This window comes from Pseudolysinimonas sp. (genome assembly GCF_051954455.1).
Lineage (GTDB): Bacteria > Actinomycetota > Actinomycetes > Actinomycetales > Microbacteriaceae > Pseudolysinimonas.
The window spans coordinates 63886-87497 of record NZ_JBQCHS010000001.1 but is presented as its reverse complement, the minus strand read 5'-3'; the positions used below and the strand labels follow the sequence as shown (position 1 = coordinate 87497).

The window sequence follows — 23612 nt, the reverse complement described above, 5'->3', positions numbered from 1 at the left end:
ACGTGGCGAGGTCATGCCCGTCTGCGCCAACTGTGCCCGCGAGTTGCGCCCGGAATGGAAGTTCTGCGTGAGCTGCGGAATGCCCACCGGCGTGACGGCCGCGCGCCCCGAGACGAAGGCGATCCCGGTCGTCGTGTCGGCACCGGAGCCGATCCCCGAGCCGGTCGCCGCGCTCGTCGCCGACGCCGCGCCCGCCGCCGTGCCGACCCTCGTGCTCGCCCCGCCGGAGGAGCCCCCGGCCCCCGCCCCCGTCTCGATCCGCACCCGGACCGAGAGCCGCTCCCGTGCCGCCGGGCGACGCCGCGTCAACGCGCTCGCGATCGTCGCCCTCGTGCTCGGCTGCTTCGCGAGCCCGCTCGCGGCGCTGTTCGGCCACCTCGCGCTCAGCCAGCTCACCGCCGCGGGCGAGCGCGGCCGCATCCCGGCGATCATCGCGATCGTGCTCGGATACGGCTCGCTCGCCTTCATCGTCGGGCTCGGCATCATCTACCTGGCCGGCCATGCCTGATCCCGTCCGCACCCCGGCCGCAGCACTGCCGCTGCGCTGGGGTCGGCACGGCGACCGGGTCGCCTGCGGCGTGGCGCTGATCGTGGCGGGCGGCGTCGCGGTCGCCGGCTCGAGCGCGCTCTGGCCCTGGCTGCCCGTGCTCGGGGTCGTCGCCCACGTCGCCGGCTGGGCGATCCTGCCGGCGGCCGGCTGGCGTCGCGTGACGGCCGCCGCCGTCGCGACCCCGGCGACTCTGCTGCTGCTCGCCGGACCGCACTGGATCGGGGGGCTCGTGGTCGGCTGCCTCGCGTGGCTGCTCGCGCGTCACCGCCCCGCCGTGGCCTGGGTCACCGCCCTGCTCCCGGCCGCCGCCGCCGTGGCCATCGGTGCGACCGCGCCCGCGAGCGGCGGGCTGCTGCCGGCGCTCGGCATCATGCTCGCCGCGCTCGTCGCCGCGGCCTGGATCGCCGCAGCGGTTTCGTCGGGCCGTTTCGGGGCACCCTCAGGGCGGATCCGCAGGCGAGGGACCTCGGGAAATTCTTAGAATCGAGCATGGCCAACTTCGCCTTCTCGAACTCCCCCGCCTTCGACGAGCGCGCCGCGAAGCGCGCCGCCGCGAAGGACGCGGCCGCCGGCGTCCCGCCGGTCCCCGTCCCGACCGCGGAGCAGCTCCAGGCCCAGTACGACCTTCCCACGGTCACCGCCGACCAGGCCGGTCGGATGACCTACGAGGACACGATTGTCAAGACGCTCGTGTCGTTCGGCATCCTCCTCGCGGGCGCCGCCATCGGCTGGTTCGTGCCGATCCTCGCGATCCCCGCCGCGCTCATCGGCTTCGTGCTCGCGCTCGTCAACACGTTCAAGCGCAAGCCGTCGCCGGCGCTCGTCCTGCTCTACGCGGGCGTCGAGGGCGTGTTCGTCGGCGGCATCTCGTCGTGGTTCTCCCAGATGTGGCAGGGCATCATCCCGATCGCCGTCCTCGGCACGCTCGGCGTGGTCGGGGTCACGCTCGCCCTGTTCGCGAGCGGCAAGGTGCGCGCCTCGAGCCGGGCGACCAAGGTGTTCCTCGTCCTCATGGTCGGATACCTCGTCTTCTCGCTCGTCAACGTGGTCCTCATGCTCACGGGCGTCGTCGACAACTACGGCGGGCTCCGCGGCGTCGAGATCTTCGGGATCCCGCTCGGCATCCCGCTCGGGATCCTCGTCGTGCTGATGGCGGCCTACTCGCTCGTCATCGACTTCGACCAGGTGAAGCGCGGCGTCGAGACCGGCCAGCCCCGCATCTACGGCTGGACGGCCGCATTCGGGATCATGGTCACGGTCGTGTGGCTCTACCTCGAGATCCTGCGTCTGCTCTCGTACTTCATGCCCCGGAACTAGCGGAGCTCCTCCTCGAACGCGGCGACGCGCCGCTGGGTCGCGGCGATCCGCGCGATGTCGAACTTGGGCTCGCGGGCGTCGGTGTAGAGGCCGTTCTGCTCCTGGAACGTGTCGGTCAGCTGGGTGTAGCAGTAGCCGAACATGGCGGGGTTGCCGAGCAGGACCTCCGTCAGCCCGTCGAAGCGGCGATGCCAGCTCTCGACGTCGGTCACGCGCTGCCCGTAGCCCCACGACTCCCCGCGCTCGTCGTCGGAGCCGGCGGGGTCCGCGCCCGCGATGGCGGGGTTCCACCAGATGCCCCCGTACTCCGAGACGAAGTAGGGCTGGCCGGCGTACGGGATCGACATGTCGCGGTCGCCGAGCCGGTTGACGTACGGTGCGGAGCCGACCCCGTGCGTCCGCGCGAACGCGGTCGGGTCCTGCTCGTAGTCGTGCGCGTCGTACACGTCCGCTCCCCGGACCCGGTGCGCGTAGCCGGAGGCGTCGAGCACCGGCCTCGACGGATCGGCGAGCTTCGTCGCCAGGTACATCGCGTGCGTCACGTCGTCGAGCTGGGTGATGCGGTCGCCGAGCGCCTGGTAGGTCTCGTTGAGGGGGCACCAGCCGACGATCGACGGATGCGAGTGGTCGCGTTCGAGCGCCTCGAGCCACTCGGTCACGAAGCTCGCGGTCGGGAACTGCCGGTCCTCCGGCGCCGCGCCCGGACGGGTCGCACCCCAGTCGCCGAACTCGCCCCAGACCAGGTAGCCGAGCCGGTCGGCGTGGTACAGGTAGCGCTCCTCGAACACCTTCTGATGCAGGCGGGCGCCGTTGAAGCCGGCCGCGATCCCGAGCTCGATGTCGCGCGCGAGGGCCTCGTCGCTCGGAGCGGTCATGAGCGTGTCGGGCCAGAGCCCCTGGTCGAGCACGAGGCGCTGGAAGACGGGGCGGCCGTTCAGCAGGATCCGCTCGCCGTCGATGGCGATCGAACGGAGCCCGGCGTACGACACGACGCGATCGACGAGGTCCCCGTCGCGCAGCAGGTCGACCTGGAGGTCGTAGAGATGGGGATCCTGGGGCGACCAGGGGCGGACCCGGGCGTCGGGCACCACCAGGGTGAGGGTCGGGGCGAGGTCGAGACCGGCATCGCACTCCGCGGTGGTCACCACGCCGCCCGCATCGCGCAGCTCCGCCCGGATCCGGAGCCCGCGCACGGGGTGATCGATCGTCGTGCCGACCGCGAACGATCGGGTGGCGAGCTGCGGCGTCGTGCGGATGCGGCGGATCCGGGTCCGCGGCACGGGCTCCATCCAGACGGTCTGCCAGATGCCGGTGGTGCGCGTGTAGAAGCACGCCGTGTTCTCGTACCAGGTGGCCTGCTTGCCGCGGGCCTGCGGCTCGTCGCGGGTGTCGCGGGCACGGACGACGATCTCGTGCTCCGCACCCGCGGTGAGGCCGCCGAGCTCGGCGGTGAAGCCGGTGAAGCCGCCGCGGTGCCGGGCGACCTCGACTCCGTCGACCCACACCGTTGCGTCGTGGTCGACCGCGCCGAAGTGCAACAGCACGTCGTCGCCGGCCCAGTCGTCGGGGATGCGGACCATGCGCCGGTACCAGACGGCCGCCATGAAGTCGACGTCACCGATCCCGCTCGCGATCGACTCCGGCGCGAACGGCACGGTGATCCGTCGGTCGAACGGGGTGGCGAGCAGGCCGCGCTCGAGACCCGTGTCAGCGCGGTCGACGGCGAAGTCCCACTCGCCGTTGAGGCACAGCCAGCGATCGCGTCGCAACTGCGGGCGCGGGTACTCGGAGCGGGGGACGACGTCATCCGTCATGCGGATCCTCCTTCGGCGCCGGGGCGGGCGCGACGTAGTTGCGGGGGTCGGTCTTCTGCGGATACCCGGTGGGGACGGGAGGCAGCGGATCCTCGGCGCGCATCTGCCAGACCGCGAGGCGGGCGAGCAGCGCGACCCGCGCCTCGGCGGCGTCGGGGTCGTCCCAGCGGTCGACGAGTTCGAGCGGATCCGAGGGCAGGTGGTGGAGCCGGGGGCCGCCCGTGAGGTCGACGTCGAGAGTCCAATCCCCCATCCGTATCTTCCGCCGACGTCCGCTCTGGGTCACGGCGTTCAGCTCGTCGAAGCGGAGCGATCCGTCGGGAGCGTCATCGAGCAGACCCGGCTGCGGCGACGGCACGTCGTCGGGACCGTAGGGGAGCCCGCCCATCCCCTGCTCCACGTAGGCGCTGTCGAACTCGGACCGCGGGTACGGGGCTCCCGTGAGCAGCGGCCAGATGCTCCGACCCTGCACGCCCGCGGGGATCGGCGTGCCGATCGCCTCGCAGAGCGTGGGCATGAGGTCGGCGAGGGAGACGTGCGCGGGGTGCGCGCCCTCCGGCATCTGCCGGACGTCGTCGCCCTGGACGATCAGGGGGATCCGGGCGAGCACGTCGCCGATCTCGGCTCCCTTCCGGACGAGACCGTAGTCGCCGGCGTAGTCGCCGTGATCGGCCGTGGCGACGACGATCCGCGGCCGCTCCGCGTGGCGCGGCGCGAGCCCGTCGACCAGGCGGCGCACCTCGTCGTCGATGAGCCGCAGCATCCCGTAGTAGCTCGATCGCGCCCGCGCGACCTCGGCGTCGTAGTCGGGGTACGCGTCCTCGCCGATCTCGTGCAGGTACCGGTAGGCGAAGGGCAGCTCGCCGAGCACCTCCGGGCCGGCGAGCGTGGGGGGCAGGGTCTCCGGCGGGAACATCGAGAAGTACGGTTCCGGCACCTGATAGGGGTTGTGCGGCTCCGGGAACGAGACGATCAGCAGCATCGGACGGTCTCCCGGCTGCCGCCCGACCCACGCGAGCGCGTCGTCCACGATCCGATGCGGGTTTTGCAGCTCGACCGGGAACGGCGCCGCCTCCGACGGGGTGCGGTGCCGCAGTCCGCCGAGCCACGCGTCGAACGCGGCCTCCTCGCCCTCGGTCGCAGCCGGCTCGCGACCGTCGTGCGAGTACTCGACGAAGGCGTCGACGCGGTCGGGGGTGAGGTAGGTGTGGTTCTTGCCGATGAGAGCGGTCGCGTACCCGGCGTCGTGGGCGACCTCGACGAGGTCGGTGCCGAACACCGCGAGCTCGCGCGCCGGGTTCTGGGTGACCCGGTGCGCGCTCGGCCAACGTCCCGTGAGGAGACTGGTGCGCGCCGGCGAGCAGAGCGGCGCGGTCGTGTACGCCCGGTCGAACCACACCCCGTCGGCGGCGAGCGCGTCGAGGAACGGCGTGGTGTCGAGCGGGAAGCCCGCCCGCCGGCTCGCGTCGGCCCGGTGCTGGTCGGTGACGATGAGGACGATGTCGGGAGCCGTCATGCGAGCCCCTCGATCGGCCCGGCGATCTGCTGCGTCTCGGGCCGGACCCGGGAGCGCATGAGGCCGGCGCAGAGGGCGCTGAGCGCCACGACCACCGCGACGACGATGCACAGCAGCCACGGGCTCCCGCCGGTCGCGATGAGGATCGCGAGCGCGAGGGGCGGCGTGAGGCCGCCGATGATCGACGTCACCTGGTACACGAGAGAGATCGCGGTGTAGCGCACCTCCGTCGGGAAGATGTCGGCGAGGAACGCGCTCTGCACCGCGAACTGCGCGCTGTTGGCGAGCCGGAAGATCGTGATGCCGACGATCATGAGGAACACGATCCTGGTGTCGAGCAGCGCGAACATCGGGAACACCGTGACGGCGAGGATCAGCAGCGCGATGACGTACGTGCGGCGGCGGCCCGACCGGTCGCTCAGCGCCCCCACCCCGAGCATGAGGGGGATCGCGATGATCGAGGGGACGATGTTGACGACGAGGCTCACGCTGTCGGTCTGCTTGAGGTAGGTCACGATGTAGGCGATCGTGACACCGCCCGCCACGTTGCCGGTGATCGCGTCGGCGGCGCGAGCACCCATCCCGAGCAGGAGCGGCGCCCAGTGGTGACGCACGACCGCGACCAGCGGCGCCTTGACGACCTTCTTCTCCTCCGCGAGCTTGCGGAAGTCGCCGGTCTCGACGAGGCGCAGCCGCACCACGAGGGCGTACGCCAGAAGGATCGCGCTCAGCAGGAACGGGACCCGCCAGAGCCAGGCGGCGAAGACCTCGTCGCCCGCGAAGAAGGTGCAGGCGAGCACCAGGAGCGAGCCCAGGACGCCGCCGACCGGGTTGCCGAGTTGCGGGATCGATCCGAAGAAGCCGCGCCGGGCGCCCGGGACCGACTCGATGGTGGCGAGCGCGGCGCCGGCGTACTCGCCGCCGAGGCCGATGCCCTGCAGGAGGCGCATGAGCAGCAGCAGGATCGGCGCGGCGACGCCGATCGTCGCGTACGACGGGATCATGCCGATGACGAGCGTCGGGATGCCCATCCCGAGCATGGTGATGACGAGCAGCCTCTTGCGGCCGACGCGATCGCCGAAGTGCCCGAAGATGATGCCGCCGATCGGGCGGGTGAAGTACCCGACCGCCGTGGTGACCAGGGCGAGCAGGGTTCCCACCGCGGGATCCGTCGTCGGGAAGAACACCCGGTTGAAGACGAGCGCCGCGGTCGTGCCGTAGAGCCCGAAGTCGTACCACTCGAAGGTCGATCCGACGAAGCTCGCGAGCACGGAGCGTCGGGCCTGCGGCGTCAGGCGGTCGCGTCCCGGGGCCCGAGTCGGGGCGGAGGTGGGGGTGTCGGTCATCGCAGCTCCTTCGATGCGCGGATATTTACCACGTGGCAAAGTACGGGAACACCGCGACCATAGCGGATAGGGTTGCCACGAGGCAAGGGAGACACGATGGCGACCCGCGACGACGTGGCCCAGCTGGCGGGGGTCTCGCCGCGCACGGTCACGAACGTGATGAACGGTGCCGCTGCGGTCTCCGAGGCGACGCGACAGCGGGTGCTGGAGGCCGTCGCCCGGGTCGGATACCGGCCGAGCGAGATCGGGCGGATGCTGCGATCGGGACGCACCGGCATCCTGGTGGCCGTCCTCCCGGGCGTCGACGCCCCCTACTTCGCGGAACTCGCGCGCTGCCTCACCGACGCGGCCCGCGTGCGCGGCTACAGCCTGCTGATCGAGCAGAGCGACGGCGAGCGCGACCGGGAGCTCGAGCTCCTCGCGCGGGCCGATCGCAAGGCGTTCTTCGACGGCCTCGTCATCAGCCCGCTCGCACTGCGGGACGAGGATCTTCTCCGCACCACGCGCACCGAGCGCCCCGTCGTCCTGCTCGGCGAGGAGCGGCACCCCGGCTTCGACCACGTCGCGATCGACAATCTCGCGGCGGCGCGCGCGGCGACCGAGCACCTGCTCGCGCGAGGTCGACGGCGCCTCGTCGCCGTCGGCGCGCAGCGCGAACAGCACTCCTCGAGCGCGCTGCGACTCGCCGGGTTCGAGGCAGCGATCGCCGACGCCTCCGCCGGCGTCGAGACCGCGGTCGAGTACGTCGACGCCTTCTCCCGCGCGGCGGGCGCCGCCGCCGCCCGACGCATCCTCGCCCGTGACGAGCTGCCGGACGCGCTCTTCTGCTTCTCGGACCTGCTCGCTGTCGGCGCCATGAGCGTCCTCGGCGACGCCGGCGTCGCCATACCGGAGCAGATCGCCGTCATGGGATTCAACGGCTCCGACGAGGCGCGCTACACCCGACCCGCGATGTCGACGGTGACGCCCGACAAGAGAGCGATCGCCGAGGCCGCCCTCGACGCGCTCGTTCGTCGGATCGACGGCGACGACGGGCCGTCGCGCAGCATCGCGATCCCGTACGAGGTCACGGTGCGCGGGAGCAGCTGACCGCTATTCCCACTCGATGGTGCCCGGCGGCTTCGACGTGACGTCGAGCACGACCCGGTTCACCCCGGCGACCTCGTTGGTGATCCGATTCGAGATGCGGGCCAGCAGATCGTAGGGCAGGCGGGTCCAGTCGGCGGTCATCGCATCCTCCGACGACACCGGCCGCAGCACGATCGGGTGGCCGTAGGTGCGGCCGTCGCCCATGACGCCGACCGAGCGGACGTCGGCGAGCAGCACGACCGGGCACTGCCAGATCTCGCCGTCGAGGCCCGCGGCGCTGAGTTCGTCGCGGACGATGAGGTCGGCCTCGCGCAGGAGGTCGAGCCGCTCGCGGGTCACCTCGCCGACGATCCGGATGCCGAGACCCGGCCGCGGGAACGGCTGACGCCCGACGATCACCTCGGGCAGCCCGAGCTCGCGGCCGATCGCGCGGACCTCGTCCTTGAAGAGCGTGCGCAGCGGCTCGACGAGCTCGAACTGCAGGTCCTCCGGCAGGCCGCCCACGTTGTGATGCGACTTGATGTTCGCAGTGCCGGAGCCGCCGCCCGACTCGACGACGTCGGGGTAGAGGGTGCCCTGCACGAGGAAGCGGATCGGGTCGCCCTCGCTCGCCGCCTCTGCGACGAGGTCGGCCTGCGCCTGCTCGAACACGCGGATGAACTCGCGGCCGATGATCTTGCGCTTGGTCTCGGGATCGCTGACCCCGTCGAGCGCGTCGAGGAACCGGTCCGCCGCGTCCACGGTCACGAGTCGCACGCCGGTCGCGGCCACGTAGTCGCGCTCGACCTGCTCGCGCTCCCCCGCCCGGAGGAGTCCGTGGTCGACGAACACGCAGACCAGCTGGTCGCCGACCGCCTCGTGCACGAGCGCCGCCGCGACCGCGGAGTCCACGCCGCCGGACAGGCCGCAGATGACCTTGCCGGTGCCGACCTGGGTGCGGATCCGCGCCACCTGCTCGGCGATGACGCTGCCGCTGTTCCAGTCCGGCGCGATGCCCGCGGAGTCGTGCAGGAACCGCTCGATGACGGCCTGCCCGTGCGCGGAGTGCCGCACCTCCGGATGCCACTGGACGCCGTAGAGCCGGCGCTCGTCGCTGCCGAACGCGGCGACGGGGGTGTCGGTCGTCGAGGCGAGCACCTCGAAGCCGTCCGGCGCCTTCACCACGGAGTCGCCGTGCGACATCCACGCCGTCTGCTCGACGGGCTGCTCGGCGAGGAAGCCCTCCGGGTGCGCGACGTGCACCCGCGTGGAGCCGTACTCGCGGCGGCCCGTCTTCGCGACCTCGCCGCCGAGCTGCTGCGCCATGACCTGGAAGCCGTAGCAGATGCCGAGCGTCGGCACGCCGAGCTGCAGGATGCCGGGGTCGAGGTCGGGCGAGCCCTCCTCGTAGACGCTCGACGGCCCGCCGCTCAGCACGATGCCGGCCGGGTCCTTCGCCGCGACCTCCTCGGCGGAGATGGTGTGCGGCACGATCTCGCTGTAGACCCCGGCCTCGCGCACGCGCCGGGCGATGAGCTGCGCGTACTGCGCGCCGAAGTCGACGACGAGCACCGGGCGGTGCACGCGCTCGGCGGCCTCCTCCGGCGGGACGGTCGGATCGCTCACGCGGCCACCTCCGCGGGCGTCGCCCGCGCCTCGGTCTCGGCCAGGCGCGCATTGACGTAGGCCGGGATCTTGAACTCGAAGTAGAAGGAGAGGAAGGGGATGACGCCGCCGAGCGCGAAGAAGAGGAATCGCCCGAACGAAAAGCGCAGCATCCGCCAGAGCAGGAAGTCGAGGCCGAGGTAGAGCACGTACAACCAGCCGTGCGCGATGAGCTCGAAGGTCGACAGATTCACCGCCTCGATGAGCTTGGGCTGCTGCAAGGCGATGAAGCCCTGCGACCCGCCCAGCTCGATGTCGACGTGGAATCCGTAGCGGAGCACCATCATCACGCACAGCCCGAGCAGGAACACACCGGTGACGATGGCCGAGACCCGGAAGATGCGGAGGACGATGCGGATGCGCGGGATGTCCTCGGGGCGGGGTCCGGCGGCCATGCCCCGATTCTATTGGTCGGAGTCTGAGGGCTCGGTCGGGTCGTCGTCGCCGTTCTCCTTCTCGACCACGTCCTGCACGAGCCGGTACCAGAGGTAGATCGCGAAGCCGGCGAAGACGGCCCACTCGATCGCGTAGAACAGGTTCAGCCAGTTGAGCGCATCCGGCGGGATCGGCTTCGGCGAGTCGATCCGATCGAGCCCGGCGGACGGGGTGCGGGCCACGAGGTATCCCGGATACACCTCACCGCTGTAGTGCTGCCACTGGTTGATGAAGGCGGGGACGGAGGAGGCCGACTGGACGCCCTTCTCGACGGTCGGCTGGTCGGGCGACTCGCTCGGCAGGTAGCGCCCGATGAGCGGGGTGGGGATCGTCGCCGTGGGCTCCGCAGCGCGGGCCGCCGAGCGGGTGGGCGCCCAGCCGAGCGCGACCGCGAGGTCGGTCCCGTTGGCGGTCACCGCGTGCCCGACGACCCACCAGCCGGTGACGCCGCCGTTCAGCCGGTCGCTCAGGAGCACCGTGTCGCCCGGCACGAGCGTCGCATCGACGGACGCCATCCGGCCGATCTGGTCGTCGCGGAACGAGACGCCGGGCTTCGCGAAGGAGGTGAGGGGCACCACCTTCTCGGTGTCCGGCCCGGTGGTCGGTGCGGACGCGATGCTGCGGCCGAGCTGCCACTGGCCGAGCCAGGCGAATCCCGCCGCGAGCGCGAGGGCGAGGATCAGGGCGGCGATCCACCGCGGGCGGCGCGCGACGCGGCCGAAGGTCATCGGCTCATCGAGACGGGGTCGGGCGGTCGTCATCAGTACTCCGGATCGCGCGGACGGGATCCGTCGTCGGCCTGCGCGCGGGCCTGCTCCGCGAGCCGGTGCTCGGGGTCGTTCGGGTCCAGCTCGTCGGGGTCGACCGACCGCGGATCCCGCGGGCGCAGCTCCCCGGCCGAGACCTCGAAGGCCGGAGCCGCGTCGTCGTTCGACATCGCGGCCTCGGCGAGCGCCAGCTCCGCCTCCCGCTCCACGTCGACCGGACCGGCGGTCGCGATCCGCCGACGGCGCCGTCCGAACAGTCCGCCGATGCGCTCCGAGTTGACGGCCAGCACCGGTCCGACGACCGCCATGATGAGCACGTAGAGGCCGGCGAACGGGGTGAGCCGCGGATCGAGCCCGGCCCCCGCCGCGAGCGTCGCGAGGATGAGCGCGAACTCGCCGCGGTTCTGCAGCATCGCGCTCACATTGAGCCCCTCGGCGGGCGTGAGCTTGTTGAGCCAGGCGATGAGCTGGCCCCCGGCCGTGTTGAGCACGAGCGTCAGCACGACGGCGAGGATCACCGGGACGAGGACCCCGCCGAACAGCGTCGGGTCGAGCGCGAGCCCGAACTCGAGGAAGAAGAACGCCGCGAACACGTCTCGCAGCGGCAGCGCCAGCTGCTCGATCCGGGCGCGGAAGCGCGTCGCCCCGAGGACGAGGCCGATGAGGAACGCCCCGATCGCGTCCGAGACGCCGAGGAGCTCGCCGATGCCGCCGAACGCGACGGCGAGCCCGAAGAACAGGATGGTGAAGAGCTCGTCGTCGCGCGTGCCGACGAGCCGCGAGACGACCTTGCCGCCCCAGCGGGCGAGGGCGAACATCGCGATGAGGAACCCGAACGAGATCGCGAGCTCGCCCACGATGCCCCAGACGTCCGTCTTGCCGTTCAGGATCACCGTCACGATCGCGAGGTAGATCGCGATGAAGACGTCCTCGACGACGGCGATGCCGAGGATCGTGGGCGTCTCGTTGTTGGCGAGACGGCGCAGTTCGATGAGCAGCTTGGTGATGATGGCGCTCGAGCTAGTGGCCGTCATCCCCGCGATGATGAGGGCCTCGCGCGTGCCCCAGCCGACCCAGAGGCCGAACAGGAACCCGATCCCGAAGTTGATCACGATGCGGCTGCCGCCGGAGATGATCAGGCTCCTGAAGTTACCGAAGAACGCGTCCTGGTCGAACTCGAGACCGAGGTTGAACAGCAGGAAGATGAGCCCGAACACCGCGATGAGGTGCACGTTCGCGGACGGCACCTCGAGCGGGAAGAAGTGGAAGTTCGGGCTCGCGATGAGCCCGACGAGCATGTAGATCGGGATCGCGGGCAGCCCGATGAGCTTGCCCAACCGCCCGAGCACGTAGGCGATGACGAACAGCGCGCCCAGGACCAGGAGCTCCTGGCCGATGTGGTCGGACGCGTCGGCCTGGGCGGCGAGCAGCATCAGCGACCCGGCGGAGCGACGGCCTCGGACTTGGCGAACTCGCCGGCGCGGTAGAAGTGGAACGCCTTCGCGACCTTCTCGGGAGCGCCGGCCAGCACGAGCGTGTCGCCCGGGAAGACCTTGAACTGGGAGTCGGGGGCCGGGTTCGCGACCTCGCCCCGCACGACCGCGACGACCGTGACACCGGCGAGTCCGCGCGCGGTCATGTCGCCGAGCGGCTGCCCGGCGATGTGGTCGTCGTAGTCGACGTGGAACCAGTCGATGGAGAGACCCGGGATCTGGTCGAGCCCGCTCAGCGACTCGGTGATCCGGGTGCCGCCGAGCAGTTCCGCGAGGGTGTGCGCCTCGTCCTCGTCCAGCCGGAGCGACACCTTGCGAGCGTGGTCCTTGTCGTCGGCGTCGGCGAACGAGATGAGGTCGCTCGAGCCGGAACGGTGGGTGATCACGCCGACCTTGCCGCCGTCGTCGGTCACGAAGGTGTGGAGGATCCCCACCCCGGGGAGCTTCACACGGCGGACATCGACCATGGGATCGAGTCTACCGAGCCCGTCCCTGAGAGGTTCGGGGTTCGCCGCAGGCGAGAGCGGCTAGGCCCGTGCCTCACACGACACCGCGGAGAGCCGCCGCGAGGATCAGCAGGAGCTGCTGCCCCAGGCCCGAACCGTTGCCGATGCCCATGTCGGAGGACTGCACGACGGAGACGACGTTCCCGCCGATGACGGCCGCGACCTGACAACCTCCCGGCGAACCGTCGCAGATCATCCCGGCGTGATCTGCGCCCGGGACCGTCTCCGGCGTGAATCCCTTCTGACCGGCGAAGGTACTCCAGATCCATGCGCCGCCCTGTACGTAATCGGCGACCGCCAGCTCCGGCCGAGTGCCGTCCTCATGCGATTCGCTTGGCAGCCACAGGCACTCCAACGCGCCACCGAGGCTGAGGTCCTGCGGGCTGTTGTACTGGTCGCCCGCCTTCAGGTCAGTCCAGCCCGCAGCGGCTGCAACCGCGCCGCGATCACCGATCCGCGCGCAGTCCGTCTCGGCGGGCCACGACGGCGCCGGACGCTGCCAGGCAGGCGGAGTGGTTGTCGATCGGAGTCTGCTGACCAGAGCCCGGAGCACCTCCTGCACGCCCATCGTGAACGCAGTGAGCCCGCCAGCTGAGTCTGGACGCTGAGCCCACACACCCACGAGATAGTCGCCGACCTGGAATCGGATGTTGCAGGTGTCGGTTCCGCTGCCGGTCGTGCAGACCGACGACGATGCGTCGGCGCCGATCCCCGCTGGAACACCTCCGTCGTAGTCGATCCCGCCGCCGGGGAGTTGCGCAACGACGACCGCGGCATGCCTCTGAAAAGTGAGCTCGAACCCCGCCTCATGCGGGTGAAGCGTGAGCGCATCCCCCCACCCGCAGCTCGAGAAGCCGCTCTGGGCCTCTTCGGCCAGGAGGCCGAGTGGACGGTCGATTCCGGCATCCGCGTCGAGAGCGACGTCACCGATCAACCTCTGGACCGAGCTGGCGGGAACGAGCTCCTCGCATGGTCCCGGCGTCTGAGAGGCCGGGGGCTTGGGCAGCGACGGTTCCGCCGGGGTGGAGGGAACGGTCCGGATGGACGAATGCCGCGCTTCACTTGGGTCCGATTGCGCAGCGCACGCAGACAGGGCCGCGATGGTGATCGCCGCGGGCACGATCAGGAGCTTCGCTCGATTCGGTCGCACGACGCAACGCTAGTTGGAGTGCACGAGCACTGGAGGCGCGTCTCGGTCACGATCCTGCATCGAGGTGCCCGGGAACCGCGGCGTCTGCTCAGCCCCGCGTGTACGGAGCGACGACGACGTCGACTCGCTGGAACTCCTTGAGGTCGGAGTAGCCGGTCGTCGCCATCGAGCGGCGGAGCGCTCCGATGACGTTGGTGCGTCCGTCGGCCGAGCTGGACGGGCCGAACAGCACTTTCGCGAGCGGCGCCACCGTGCCGACCTCGACGCGGTGCCCGCGCGGGAGCTCCTCGTGGTGGGCCTCGGCGCCCCAGTGCCAGCCGCCGCCGGGCGCCTCCTCGGCGCGCGCGAGGATCGAGCCGAGCATGACCGCGTCGGCGCCCATCGAGATCGCCTTGACGAGGTCGCCGCTTGTGCCGAGTCCGCCGTCGGCGATGACATGCACGTAGCGGCCGCCCGACTCGTCGAGGTAGTCGCGGCGCGCGCCGGCGACCTCCGCGACGGCCGTCGCCATGGGGGCGTGGATGCCGAGCGCCGTTCGGGTGGTGGACGCCGCTCCCCCGCCGAAGCCGACGAGCACGCCCGCGGCGCCGGTGCGCATGAGGTGCAGGGCCGCGGTGTAGGTGGCCGCGCCGCCGACGATGACCGGGACGTCGAGCTCGTAGATGAACTTCTTGAGGTTGAGCGGCTCGGTGGTCCGGCTGACGTGCTCCGCGCTGACCGTCGTGCCGCGGATGACGAACAGGTCGACGCCGGCGCCGACGACGATGTCGCTGAACTCCGCGGTCCGCTGCGGGCTGAGCGCCCCCGCGACCGGCACGCCCGCGGCGCGGATCTCGGCGAGACGCTGGGTGATGAGCTCCGGCTTGATCGGCTCGGCGTAGATCTGCTGGAGGCTCGCGGTCGCCTCGGCGTCCGAGAGCCCGCGGATCTCGGCGAGGACCGGCTCCGGGTCCTCGTAGCGGGTCCACACGCCCTCGAGGTCGAGGACGCCGAGGCCGCCGAGCCGGCCGATCGCGATCGCGGTCGCGGGGCTCACCACCGAGTCCATGGGCGCGGCGATCACGGGCGTCTCGAAGGTGAACGCGTCGATCGTCCAGCTGACGCTGACGTCCTGCGGGTCGCGGGTGCGGCGGCTCGGGACGATCGCGATGTCGTCGAACGTGTACGCGCGCTTCGCCCGCTTGGCCCGACCGATCTCGATGTCGCTCACGGGATCGAGCCTATCCGGCGCAGCCGACGGCTCAGCGGGCGCGGACCACGCGCCCCTCGTCCCATACCGGCTCGTCGGCCTCGTACACGTTCCCGTCCGCGCCGAAGACGAGGAACCGGTCGAACGAGCGCGCGAACCACCGGTCGTGCGTGACGGCGAGCACGGTCCCCTCGAAGCGGTCGAGCGCCTCCTGCAGCGCCTCCGCCGACATCAGGTCGAGGTTGTCGGTCGGCTCGTCGAGCAGCAGCATGGTGCAGCCGCTCAGCTCGAGCAGCAGGATCTGGAGCCGCGCCTGCTGCCCGCCCGAGAGCGATTCGAACACCTGCTCCGCCTGGTCGACGAGCCCGTAGCGATGCAGGGCCCGGCTGGCGTCCTCGCGGCCGCGTCCGTCGCGCTCGTCGTCGCCGCGCGCGAGGATCTCGAGCAGCGTCCGGCCGAGCAGCTCGGGATGCTCGTGCGCCTGTGCGAACCAACCCGGCACGACGCGCGCGCCGAGCTTCGCGGTGCCGGTGTGCGGCACCGGATCGAGGGTGCGCCCGATGGTCGTGACGTGCCCCGCGAGTCGGTCGGGATCCGTGCCGCCGGCGGCCAGCAGCCGCAGGAAGTGCGACTTGCCCGATCCGTTGGAGCCGAGCACCGCCACGCGCTCGCCGAACCAGACCTCGAGGTCGAAGGGCTCCATGAGTCCGGTCAGGCCGAGACCCTCGGCGACGAGCGCCCGCCGGCCGGTGCGCGCGCCGGTCAGCCGCATCGCGACGGGCTGCTCGACGGGGCGCTTCTCGGGCGGCCCCGCCTCCTCGAACTTGCGGAGCCGCGTCTGCGCGGCCTGATACCGCGAGGCGAGGCCGTCGTTGTAGGCCGCCTTCGTCTTGTACATGAGGACGAGCGCCTTGAGCTTGGCGTGCTCCTCGTCCCACCGGCGGCGCAGCTCGTCGAGCCGGTCCATCCGATCCCGGCGGGCGTCGTGGTAGCCGTCGAAGCCGCCGTGGGTCCACACGGCGTTGCCGCCCAGGCCGACCTCGAGGGTGAGGATCCGGTCCGCGGCGCGCGCGAGCAGCTCGCGGTCGTGACTCACGAGCAGGACGGTCTTCGGCGTCGCGCGCAGCGACTCCTCCAGCCAGCGCTTGCCCGGCACGTCGAGGTAGTTGTCCGGCTCGTCGAGCAGCAGGACCTCGTCCGGTCCGCGGAGGAGAGCCTCCAGCGCCAGCCGCTTCTGCTCGCCGCCCGAGAGCGTGGTGACCTCGCGGTACTGCGCCCGCTCGAACGGGATGCCGAGCGCGGCGGTCGTGCAGAGGTCCCAGAGGGTCTCCTGCTCGTAGCCGCCCGCATCCGCGTAGTCGGCGAGCGCCGTGGCGTACGCCATCTGGGTCTCGATCGCGTCGTGCTCGATGAGCGCGACCTCGGCGGCGTCGAGCCCCCGGGCGGCGTCGCGGACGGCGGGGCGCGCCACCGAGATCAGCAGATCGCGCACGGTCGAGGCGTCGCGCAGGTGCCCGACGAACTGGTCCATGACGCCGAGGCCGCCGCCGATCGCGACGACCCCGGAGTCCGGCGCGGTCTCGCCGCGGATGATCCGCAGCAGCGTCGACTTGCCCGCCCCGTTCGCGCCGATGAGCGCGCTCGTCGTGCCCTCGCCGACGCGGAACGACACGTCGTCGAGCAGCGGCCGCCCGTCGGGCAGCGTGAGCGAGACGCCGCTGACGTCGATGAAGCCCATGGCCGGACCGGTTCCTCCCGCCCCGCGGGAGCGAAGCCGACCAGGCTATCGCAGGAGCGGTCAGCGCGAGTAGTTCGGTGCCTCGACGGTCATCTGGATGTCGTGCGGGTGCGACTCCTTGAGCCCGGCGGGTGTGATCCGCACGAAGCGGCCGTTCGCCTGCAGCTCGGGGATGGTGCGGGCACCCACGTAGAACATCGACTGCCGGAGGCCGCCGACCAGCTGGTACACCGTCGCGCCGAGCGCGCCGCGATAGGGCACGCGACCCTCGATGCCCTCGGGGATCAGCTGCGCGTCGGAGGGCACGTCGGCCTGGAAGTAGCGATCGCGCGAGTAGGAGGTCTTCTTGCCGCGGTCGCTCAGCGCGCCGAGCGACCCCATGCCGCGGTAGTTCTTGAACTGCTTGCCGTTGACGTAGACGAGGTCCCCCGGAGCCTCGTCGGTGCCGGCGAGGAGCGACCCGAGCATGACGGTGTCGGCACCCGCGACGAGGGCCTTCGCGATGTCGCCCGAGTACTGGAGGCCGCCGTCGGCGATCACGGGGACGCCCGCCGGCCGCGCCGCGAGGGACGCCTCGTATACGGCGGTGACCTGCGGCACGCCGACGCCCGCGACGACGCGGGTGGTGCAGATCGATCCCGGTCCGACGCCGACCTTGATCGCGTCGGCGCCGGCGTCGACGAGCGCCTGCGCGCCCGAGCGGGTCGCGACGTTGCCGCCGATGACGTCGATGTGCGCGAAGGCCGGGTCGGCCTTCAGCCGGGCGATGATGTCGAGCACGCCCTTCGAATCGCCGTTCGCCGTGTCGACGACGATGACGTCGACCCCTGCGTCGCGGAGCGCGCCCGCGCGGTCCCAGGCGTCGCCGAAGAAGCCGATCGCGGCGCCGACCCGGAGGCGGCCGGCGTCGTCCTTCGTCGCGTTCGGGTACTTCTCGCTCTTGTCGAAGTCCTTGACCGTGATGAGGCCGCCGAGCTTGCCGTCCGGGGTGACGAGCGGGAGCTTCTCGATCTTGTGCTGCGCGAAGATCGCGATCGCGTCGTCCGGGTCGATGCCGACCGGGGCGGTGATGAGCGGGGCCTTCGTCATGACGTCCCTGACGCGCGTCGATCCGGCCTCGAACTGCGAGACGAAGCGCATGTCGCGGTTGGTGATGATGCCGACCAGCGTGCCGTCGCCCTCGACGACCGGCAGCCCGGAGACGCGGAAGCGGCCGCAGAGCTCGTCGACCTCGGCGACGGTGGCGTCCGGGGTCGTGGTGACCGGATTCGTGATCATGCCGGACTCGGAGCGCTTGACCTTGTCGACGTGCGCGGCCTGGTCCTCGATCGACAGGTTCCGGTGGAGGACGCCGATGCCGCCCTGGCGGGCCATCGCGACGGCCATGCGCGACTCGGTCACGGTATCCATCGCGCTCGAGACGAGCGGCGAGTGCAGCGCGACGCGCCGCGTGAGTCGGGACGAGGTGTCCGCCTCGCTCGGGATCACGTCGGTGTGGCCCGGCAGCAGCATGACGTCGTCGTAGGTGAGGCCGACGAAGGCGAAGGGGTCGTGCTGGTCCATGCCGGATCCTCCGGGTCGAGGGAGCGAAAGGGGCCGGCTGCGACGGTGGAGACCGGTGTCTCACTCTAAACCGCGCGGGTACCGCGCCGATTCCCGATCAGGCGCGGATCGTGGCGGTGCGCGCGAACGTGTTATCGCCGGAGTAGGCGTAGATCCCGTAGCTGCCGGAGGTCGGGCCGCCCGTGGCGTCGAGGTTGAGGGTCCCGCTCAGGCCGTCGTAGTCGACGTCGGACGTCGTCCGGAGCGCCTCGACGCACTCGGCCCAGCTGCCGCATTTGATGCCACCGGCGGAGGCCGCCACGAGTCCGCGGTCGACCGCCGACCCGCTGTTCGCGCGGGCGCTCTGGGCGGCGAGCGCCGCGAGGATCACGGCGTCGTACGCCTCGGGCGCGTACTGGAAGGAGCCGAGATCGGCCGTGACGCCCTTGAGCCGGGCCTGCAGGGCGGCGTCGGCGTCAGCGCCCTCGAGGATCCCGTTGACGCCGGTGAGGAGGCCGGCGGGCAGCGCCTGCGAGTAGTCGGCCAGGTTCTGGCCGGTGAGCCACAGCCTCCCGCCGCCGAGCCCGGCGCCCGACAGCCCCGAGATGAGCGCCTTGGTCAGGTCGCCGTTGTCGGGGGTCACGAGCACGACCGCGTCGGGCGCGGCCGCCTTGGCTGCGGCGACCGTCGCGGTGACGTCGGCGCCCGACAGCGGGACGCGGACGGTCGCGGCGAGGGAGCCCCCGTGCGCCGCGAGCGCGGTGCCGAGCGGCCCGGCGATCGACGCGCCGAGTGCCTCCTCGGTGGCCACGAGGACCACCTTCTTCGCGCCCTTCGTCGGCAGGTACGCGCCGAGCGCCGCCCCCTCGTGCCCGAAGGCGGGGATCGTGCGGAAGAAGTCCTGCTGCCCGTCGAGCTGCGGATAGCCCGCCGCCGGCGAGACGAGCGGCACGCCCGCCTTCTGCGCCGGTGCGAGGAGCCGCTGCGCGAGCGCCGACGAGGCGGGACCGATGACCACGTCCGCCTTCTTGGCGACGAGCGCCGCGTAGGAGGCCTCCGCCGTGCCGGTGGACGCGTCGCCGGAGTCGGCCGCGGCGAGCACGACCGGGGCGCCGTTGACGCCGCCGGCCGCGTTGATGTCGGCGACGGCGAGCGCCGCACCGGCTGCCATCGGCGGCGCGAGGTACGCGGCCGCTCCGCTCGTGGGGAGGAGGGTGCCGACCGTGAAGGCCGGGTCGCCGGTCGGCGTCAGGGACGCGGAGGGCGTCGCGGTCGGGGTCGCGGACGGCGCGGGGGCGGCGGTGCAGGCGGCGAGGAGGCCGGCGAGCACGAGCGCACCGACCACGGCGCCGCGAGCGCGGGGGACGCGCGGCATCGTCATCCTTCCGGGTCGGACTGACGGGTCTGCCGCGACCCTACCCCGGGCTCAGGTCGACTCGGCGGAGGCCGGGAGACCGCGCGGGCCGCGCCGCCGGTTCGCGACGACCAGGTCGACCGTCAGCACGAGGAGAGCCAGCCAGACCAGGCCGAACCCGATCCACCGGCTCGGGGGCATGACCTCGTGGAGCACGAGGACGCCGATCGCGAATTGCAGGATCGGCGTGACGAACTGGGTGAGCCCGATGGCGACGAGCGGCAGCCGGCGCGCGGCGCTCGCGAAGAGGAGGAGCGGGATCGCGGTGACGACGCCGGCGAGCAGCTCCGCCACGGCCTGCACCGGCCCGTGATGGCCGAGCGCGATGCCCCCGGTCGCGCCGACCACGAGGAGCACGACGACCGCGACCGGCGCGACCCACGCGGTCTCGACCGCCAGTCCGGTCAGGGCGTCGACCCGCGCCCCCACCCGTTTCTTGACGAGGCCGTAGAGCCCGAAGGAACCGGCCAGGACGAGCGCGATCCACGGCACGGTCGCCCCGCCGATCGCGATGACGAGGATGGCGACAGCGGCCACCCCGACCGCCGCCCACTGCGCGGGGCGGAGCCGCTCGCGCAGCACCAGCACGCCGAGCAGCACCGTGACGACCGGATTGATGAAGTAGCCGAGCGCGGCGTCGACGACCGCTCCCACGTCGACCGCGATGACGTAGACCAGCCAGTTGACGAAGATGAACGCGCCGCCGAGCCCGATCAGGAGCAGGGTGCGCGGTGCGCGGACGACGGCCAGGACGCGACGCCAGCCCGCGACGATCGTGAGCACGATCGCGCAGAAGACGAGCGTGAGCAGCACCCGGAATGCGACGACCTCGAATGCGTTCGCCGGCTGCAGCAGCAGGAAGTAGAGGGGGAAGACGCCCCAGAGCCCGTACGCGGCGAGGGCGAGCGCGACGCCCGCGCCCGGGGACGCCGAAGGCCCCGCCGCGGGCGCGGCAGGGCCTTCGGGCGGAACGGTGTTCGTCAGCCGACGATCGCGAGCACGTCGCGCGCCGAGAGGACGAGCAGGTCGTCGCCGCCGAACTTGACCTCGGTGCCGCCGTACTTCGAGTACAGGACCTTGTCGCCGACCTGGACGTCGAGCGGGACGCGGTTGCCGTTGTCGTCGATGCGACCCGGGCCGACGGCGATGACCTCGCCCTCCTGCGGCTTCTCCTTGGCGGTGTCCGGGATCACGAGACCCGACGCCGTGACCTGCTCCGCCTCGACCTGCTTGATGACGATGCGATCCTCGAGCGGCTTGATGGAGACCGACACGTGAGACCTCTTTCTGAAGTTCTAGGGAATTGGCACACTCCCACCGGGAGTGCCAGGACAACCTTAGCGCGTCGCTGGCACTCCGACAACGCGAGTGCCAGCCGGTATCGTCGCCCCCATGGACGCTGGGGAGCTGCGCGCGCTGCTCACCCCGGACGGTCTGCGTCTGCTCGATGAGGTCGGCCCGATCGACGCCTCCGGCGACGTCGTCCGGATCGTGTCCCGGTTGCGGGCGGCGGGGCATCCGCCGGCGCTCGTCGCCGCCGTGCTCGAGCAGGCGCGCCTCCGGTCCCGGGCGCGCGCCAAGTTCGGCGACTTCGCCGAGCGGATGCTCTTCACCCCGGACGGCCTCGAGCAGGCGACCCGACTGCGCGTCGCCGCGATCCACGCGGGCCGCATGCGCGAGGCGGGGATCGACGTGATCGCCGACCTCGGCTGCGGCATCGGCGCCGACGCGCTCGGCTTCGCCGGCATCGACCTCGGCGTGCTCGCGGTCGAGCGCGACGAGGTGACCGCCGCGGTCGCCGCCTACAACCTCGCTCCGTTCCCCGCGGTCCGGGTGGAGCAGGGTGACGCCCGGGGGACGGATCTGGCCGGCGTCGGCGCGGTGTGGCTCGATCCGGCCCGCCGGTCGCAGGGCGTGCGGCGGCTCGACCCCTCCGCGTGGTCGCCCCCGCTCGACTGGGCGTTCGCCCTGGCCGACCGGGTGCCGCTCGGGGTGAAGCTCGGGCCGGCGATCGACCACGCCCTCCTGCCCCCCGATGCGGAATGGCAGTGGGTGTCGGTCGACCGGGAGGTCGTGGAGGCCGCGGTCTGGGCGGGCGGGCTGCAGCGCCCGGGGATCGGACGGGCAGCGCTCGTGCTCGGGGCGCAGGGGGCCGCGGAGCTCACGGCCGCGACCGATGCGGACGACGCGGAGGTCGGGGAGCTCGGCGCGTACCTCGTCGAGCCGGATGGAGCCGTCATCCGCGCCCGGCTCATCGGCGATCTGGCCCGGCGGCTCGACGGGCGGATGCTCGACCGGACGATCGCCTGGATCACGACGGATCGGGAGCCGTCGACGCCGTTCGGCGCCGCGTTCCGGGTACGCGAACGCTTCCCGCTCGATGTGAAGACCCTGCGCCGGGAGTTGGCCGCCCGCGGGATCGGCGCTCTCGAGATCAAGAAGCGCGGGGTCGACGTCGACCCCGCGGTGTTCCGGTCGAGGCTGGCGCTGTCGGGCGGCGAGAGCGCCGTGCTGGTGCTGACGCGCGTCGCCGGGGCGCGGGTCGCGATCCTCGCCGACCGGCTGTAGAGACGACGGAAGGGGCCGGGCTCCCGCCCGACCCCTTCGCGAGGCGGTTCAGTACGTGGACGCCGAATTGGCGGCCGCGACGAACACCGCGATCCAGAAGATCAGCACGATCACGCCGATGACCAGTGCGACGATGCTGGCGATCAGACCGACCAGCTTCATCCAGTTCGGCGCCTGCGGCTCGCGGCTGCGGGCGAGGATCGAGATGATGAGGCCCGCGACGGCGACCAGCAGGCCGAAGATGAAGGCCCACGAGAACACGAACGCGACGAGGCCGACGATGAAGCCGACGAGGCTGAGGGTCTGCTTGACCGGCGCGCCGGGCGTGTAGGCCGGGGCCGAGTAGGTGGGAGCGGCCGGCGGGACCTGGCCGGCGGCCGGCGGCGGGACCGCTCCGGCGGCCGGCGGCGTCGCCGGCTGGGCGGGCTGCTCGGGCGTCGGCGGGGTGGGCGTGGCGTCACTCATGATGAGTGTGCTCCTAACGTCGAAGAGTGCTGGATAGCGCCCCCATCCTGGCAGCGGGCTGAATACAGGTCAACGGGACGCGCAGAGGGGCGCCGCCGCCGGAGCCGCGGCGCCCCTCGGGCGATGTTCGTCGGTCAGCCGCTGTAGCTGGGCGAGCTGGCGCCCACCACCACGGCCGCGATGATCACGATGATCAGGATGACGAAGTAGATGATGCTGAGGATCAGTCCGGCAAGGGCGAGGCCGCGGCCGCGCTCCCCGGTCGTCTTGATCTGGTTGAGCGCGATCGCGCTGATGATCAGGCCCGCCAGCGGGATGATGAAGGTCCCGACGAACCCGACGATCGCGAGGACGTTCCACTTGTCGGAGGCGGCGGCCGGGCTGTAGGACGGGGCCGGGGCCGGAGGGGGTGCGTCGCTCATGGGTGCGATGTGCTCCTTCGTTGAGAATTTGTTGAGCCCGAGGGCGCCCCCATACTGGCAGCGTCGCGGGCCAGGGTCAACGACTCTGGCGGGCGGAGCCGAGGTGTGCTAGGAGCTCGTTCCGTAGCTCGACGACGCGACGCCCGCCCCGATGATCGCGACCAGGAAGATGACGTACGCGATGATCAACAGGATCCCGAGCCCCGCGATGATGTACCCCGCGATCACGCCGCCGAGGGCGAGGCCGCGGCCGTTCTCCCCGGTGCGCTTGATCTGGGCCATCGCGATGTGCCCGCAGATGATGCCGCCGACCGCGGTGATGCCGGTGACGAGACCCGCCAGCGACAGCACGAGCGACACGATCGCGAGGACGTTGGTGCGGGGGCCGGCGGCATAGCCGTAGGGCTGCCCGTACGCGGGCTGACCGTAGGCCGGCTGACCATAGGCGGGCTGACCCGCGGCGGGTTGGCCGTAGACCGGCTGACCGTAGACCGGCTGGCCGGGTGCGGACTGGCCCGGGGCCGGCTGGGCCGGCGCGGCGGGAGCCGGCGGCGGTGTCGGCGGGGAGGCCGGCGGCACCGACGCCGGGGCGTCGTCGGAGGGCGGCGGAACGGGCGTCGTCGGGTCGCTCATGCCCCCAGCCTGCA

The 23612-nt window shown here is 71.9% G+C and carries 23 protein-coding genes; 5 read left to right on the top strand and 18 right to left on the bottom strand.

The features are described 5' to 3' along the window. Positions 1–67 precede the first annotated feature (67 nt). From ACTHM3_RS00480 to ACTHM3_RS00470, 3 genes are read left to right on the top strand one after another with little or no spacing between them, the layout of a single operon-like run. Positions 68–508 (top strand): DUF4190 domain-containing protein, encoded by a 441-nt coding sequence (locus tag ACTHM3_RS00480; protein ID WP_440404110.1) that lies wholly within the window; start codon positions 68–70, stop codon positions 506–508. Next, a complete protein-coding gene (locus ACTHM3_RS00475; protein WP_440404109.1) occupies positions 501–1031 on the top strand; it encodes a hypothetical protein in 531 nt (176 codons plus the stop codon). Before ACTHM3_RS00480 ends, ACTHM3_RS00475 begins: the two co-directional genes overlap by 8 nt. 8 nt (positions 1032–1039) lie before the next feature. After that, on the top strand, positions 1040–1867 hold the full coding sequence (locus ACTHM3_RS00470) for a Bax inhibitor-1/YccA family protein (protein WP_440404108.1): 828 nt from the start codon (positions 1040–1042) through the stop codon (positions 1865–1867). Here ACTHM3_RS00470 and ACTHM3_RS00465 read toward each other — a convergent pair. The 3 genes from ACTHM3_RS00465 to ACTHM3_RS00455 are packed head-to-tail and all read right to left on the bottom strand — an operon-like array spanning position 1864 to position 6543. Beyond that, entirely contained in the window at positions 1864–3681 is a 1818-nt protein-coding gene (locus tag ACTHM3_RS00465) for a glycoside hydrolase family 2 protein (protein ID WP_440404107.1), read from the bottom strand. The genes ACTHM3_RS00470 and ACTHM3_RS00465 overlap by 4 nt on opposite strands. After that, complete coding sequence (locus ACTHM3_RS00460; RefSeq protein ID WP_440404106.1) at positions 3671–5197, bottom strand: sulfatase family protein; 1527 nt, start codon at positions 5195–5197, stop codon at positions 3671–3673. Before ACTHM3_RS00460 ends, ACTHM3_RS00465 begins: the two co-directional genes overlap by 11 nt. Then, entirely contained in the window at positions 5194–6543 is a 1350-nt protein-coding gene (locus tag ACTHM3_RS00455; protein ID WP_440404105.1) for an MFS transporter, read from the bottom strand. The genes ACTHM3_RS00460 and ACTHM3_RS00455 overlap by 4 nt, the downstream gene beginning before the upstream one ends. 96 nt (positions 6544–6639) lie before the next feature. Here ACTHM3_RS00455 and ACTHM3_RS00450 point away from each other — a divergent pair, with 96 nt between their 5' ends. Then, positions 6640–7632, top strand: a complete 993-nt coding sequence (locus ACTHM3_RS00450) for a LacI family DNA-binding transcriptional regulator (protein WP_440404104.1) — start codon at positions 6640–6642, stop codon at positions 7630–7632. Between the two features lie 3 nt (positions 7633–7635). Here ACTHM3_RS00450 and guaA read toward each other — a convergent pair whose 3' ends face one another. The 12 genes from guaA to groES all read right to left on the bottom strand — a co-directional run bounded on the left by guaA (position 7636) and on the right by groES (position 20784). Then, positions 7636–9237, bottom strand: a complete 1602-nt coding sequence (guaA, locus tag ACTHM3_RS00445; protein ID WP_440404103.1) for a glutamine-hydrolyzing GMP synthase — start codon at positions 9235–9237, stop codon at positions 7636–7638. Next, positions 9234–9671 (bottom strand): DUF3817 domain-containing protein, encoded by a 438-nt coding sequence (locus ACTHM3_RS00440; RefSeq protein WP_440404102.1) that lies wholly within the window; start codon positions 9669–9671, stop codon positions 9234–9236. Before ACTHM3_RS00440 ends, guaA begins: the two co-directional genes overlap by 4 nt. A gap of 9 nt (positions 9672–9680) precedes the next feature. Then, a complete protein-coding gene (locus ACTHM3_RS00435) occupies positions 9681–10472 on the bottom strand; it encodes an SURF1 family cytochrome oxidase biogenesis protein (RefSeq protein ID WP_440404101.1) in 792 nt (263 codons plus the stop codon). Further along, positions 10472–11911, bottom strand: a complete 1440-nt coding sequence (locus tag ACTHM3_RS00430) for a cation:proton antiporter (RefSeq protein WP_440404100.1) — start codon at positions 11909–11911, stop codon at positions 10472–10474. Before ACTHM3_RS00430 ends, ACTHM3_RS00435 begins: the two co-directional genes overlap by 1 nt. Further along, positions 11911–12438, bottom strand: coding sequence for a cation:proton antiporter regulatory subunit (locus ACTHM3_RS00425; RefSeq protein WP_440404099.1), 528 nt, complete (start codon positions 12436–12438; stop codon positions 11911–11913). The genes ACTHM3_RS00430 and ACTHM3_RS00425 overlap by 1 nt, the downstream gene beginning before the upstream one ends. A 73-nt stretch (positions 12439–12511) precedes the next feature. Next, a complete protein-coding gene (locus ACTHM3_RS00420) occupies positions 12512–13597 on the bottom strand; it encodes a hypothetical protein (RefSeq protein WP_440404098.1) in 1086 nt (361 codons plus the stop codon). 118 nt (positions 13598–13715) lie between these two features. Then, positions 13716–14837, bottom strand: coding sequence for a GuaB3 family IMP dehydrogenase-related protein (locus tag ACTHM3_RS00415; protein ID WP_440404097.1), 1122 nt, complete (start codon positions 14835–14837; stop codon positions 13716–13718). A 31-nt stretch (positions 14838–14868) separates the two neighbouring features. Then, positions 14869–16554 carry an ABC-F family ATP-binding cassette domain-containing protein gene (locus ACTHM3_RS00410; RefSeq protein ID WP_440404096.1) on the bottom strand — a complete coding sequence of 562 codons (1686 nt, stop codon included), beginning with the start codon at positions 16552–16554 and terminating at the stop codon, positions 14869–14871. 60 nt (positions 16555–16614) lie between these two features. Next, a complete protein-coding gene (gene guaB / locus ACTHM3_RS00405) occupies positions 16615–18117 on the bottom strand; it encodes an IMP dehydrogenase (RefSeq protein ID WP_440404095.1) in 1503 nt (500 codons plus the stop codon). Between the two features lie 97 nt (positions 18118–18214). Beyond that, a complete protein-coding gene (locus ACTHM3_RS00400) occupies positions 18215–19471 on the bottom strand; it encodes an ABC transporter substrate-binding protein (protein ID WP_440404094.1) in 1257 nt (418 codons plus the stop codon). 51 nt (positions 19472–19522) lie between these two features. Continuing rightward, complete coding sequence (gene rarD / locus ACTHM3_RS00395; protein ID WP_440404143.1) at positions 19523–20494, bottom strand: EamA family transporter RarD; 972 nt, start codon at positions 20492–20494, stop codon at positions 19523–19525. Then, positions 20491–20784, bottom strand: a complete 294-nt coding sequence (gene groES, locus ACTHM3_RS00390; protein ID WP_440404093.1) for a co-chaperone GroES — start codon at positions 20782–20784, stop codon at positions 20491–20493. Before groES ends, rarD begins: the two co-directional genes overlap by 4 nt. A gap of 118 nt (positions 20785–20902) precedes the next feature. On the opposite strand from groES, the gene ACTHM3_RS00385 reads away from it, so the two are divergent. Beyond that, positions 20903–22078, top strand: coding sequence for a THUMP-like domain-containing protein (locus tag ACTHM3_RS00385; protein WP_440404092.1), 1176 nt, complete (start codon positions 20903–20905; stop codon positions 22076–22078). Between the two features lie 48 nt (positions 22079–22126). Here the strand turns inward: ACTHM3_RS00385 and ACTHM3_RS00380 are convergent, their stop codons facing one another. The 3 genes from ACTHM3_RS00380 to ACTHM3_RS00370 form a co-directional block, all read right to left on the bottom strand. Further along, positions 22127–22543 carry a hypothetical protein gene (locus ACTHM3_RS00380; protein ID WP_440404091.1) on the bottom strand — a complete coding sequence of 139 codons (417 nt, stop codon included), beginning with the start codon at positions 22541–22543 and terminating at the stop codon, positions 22127–22129. 134 nt (positions 22544–22677) lie between these two features. After that, on the bottom strand, positions 22678–22965 hold the full coding sequence (locus ACTHM3_RS00375) for a DUF4190 domain-containing protein (protein WP_440404090.1): 288 nt from the start codon (positions 22963–22965) through the stop codon (positions 22678–22680). A gap of 108 nt (positions 22966–23073) precedes the next feature. Then, the gene (locus tag ACTHM3_RS00370; protein WP_440404089.1) at positions 23074–23598 is read right to left on the bottom strand and encodes a DUF4190 domain-containing protein; all 525 of its coding nucleotides are present in this window, start codon (positions 23596–23598) and stop codon (positions 23074–23076) included. Between the last annotated feature and the right edge of the window lie 14 nt (positions 23599–23612).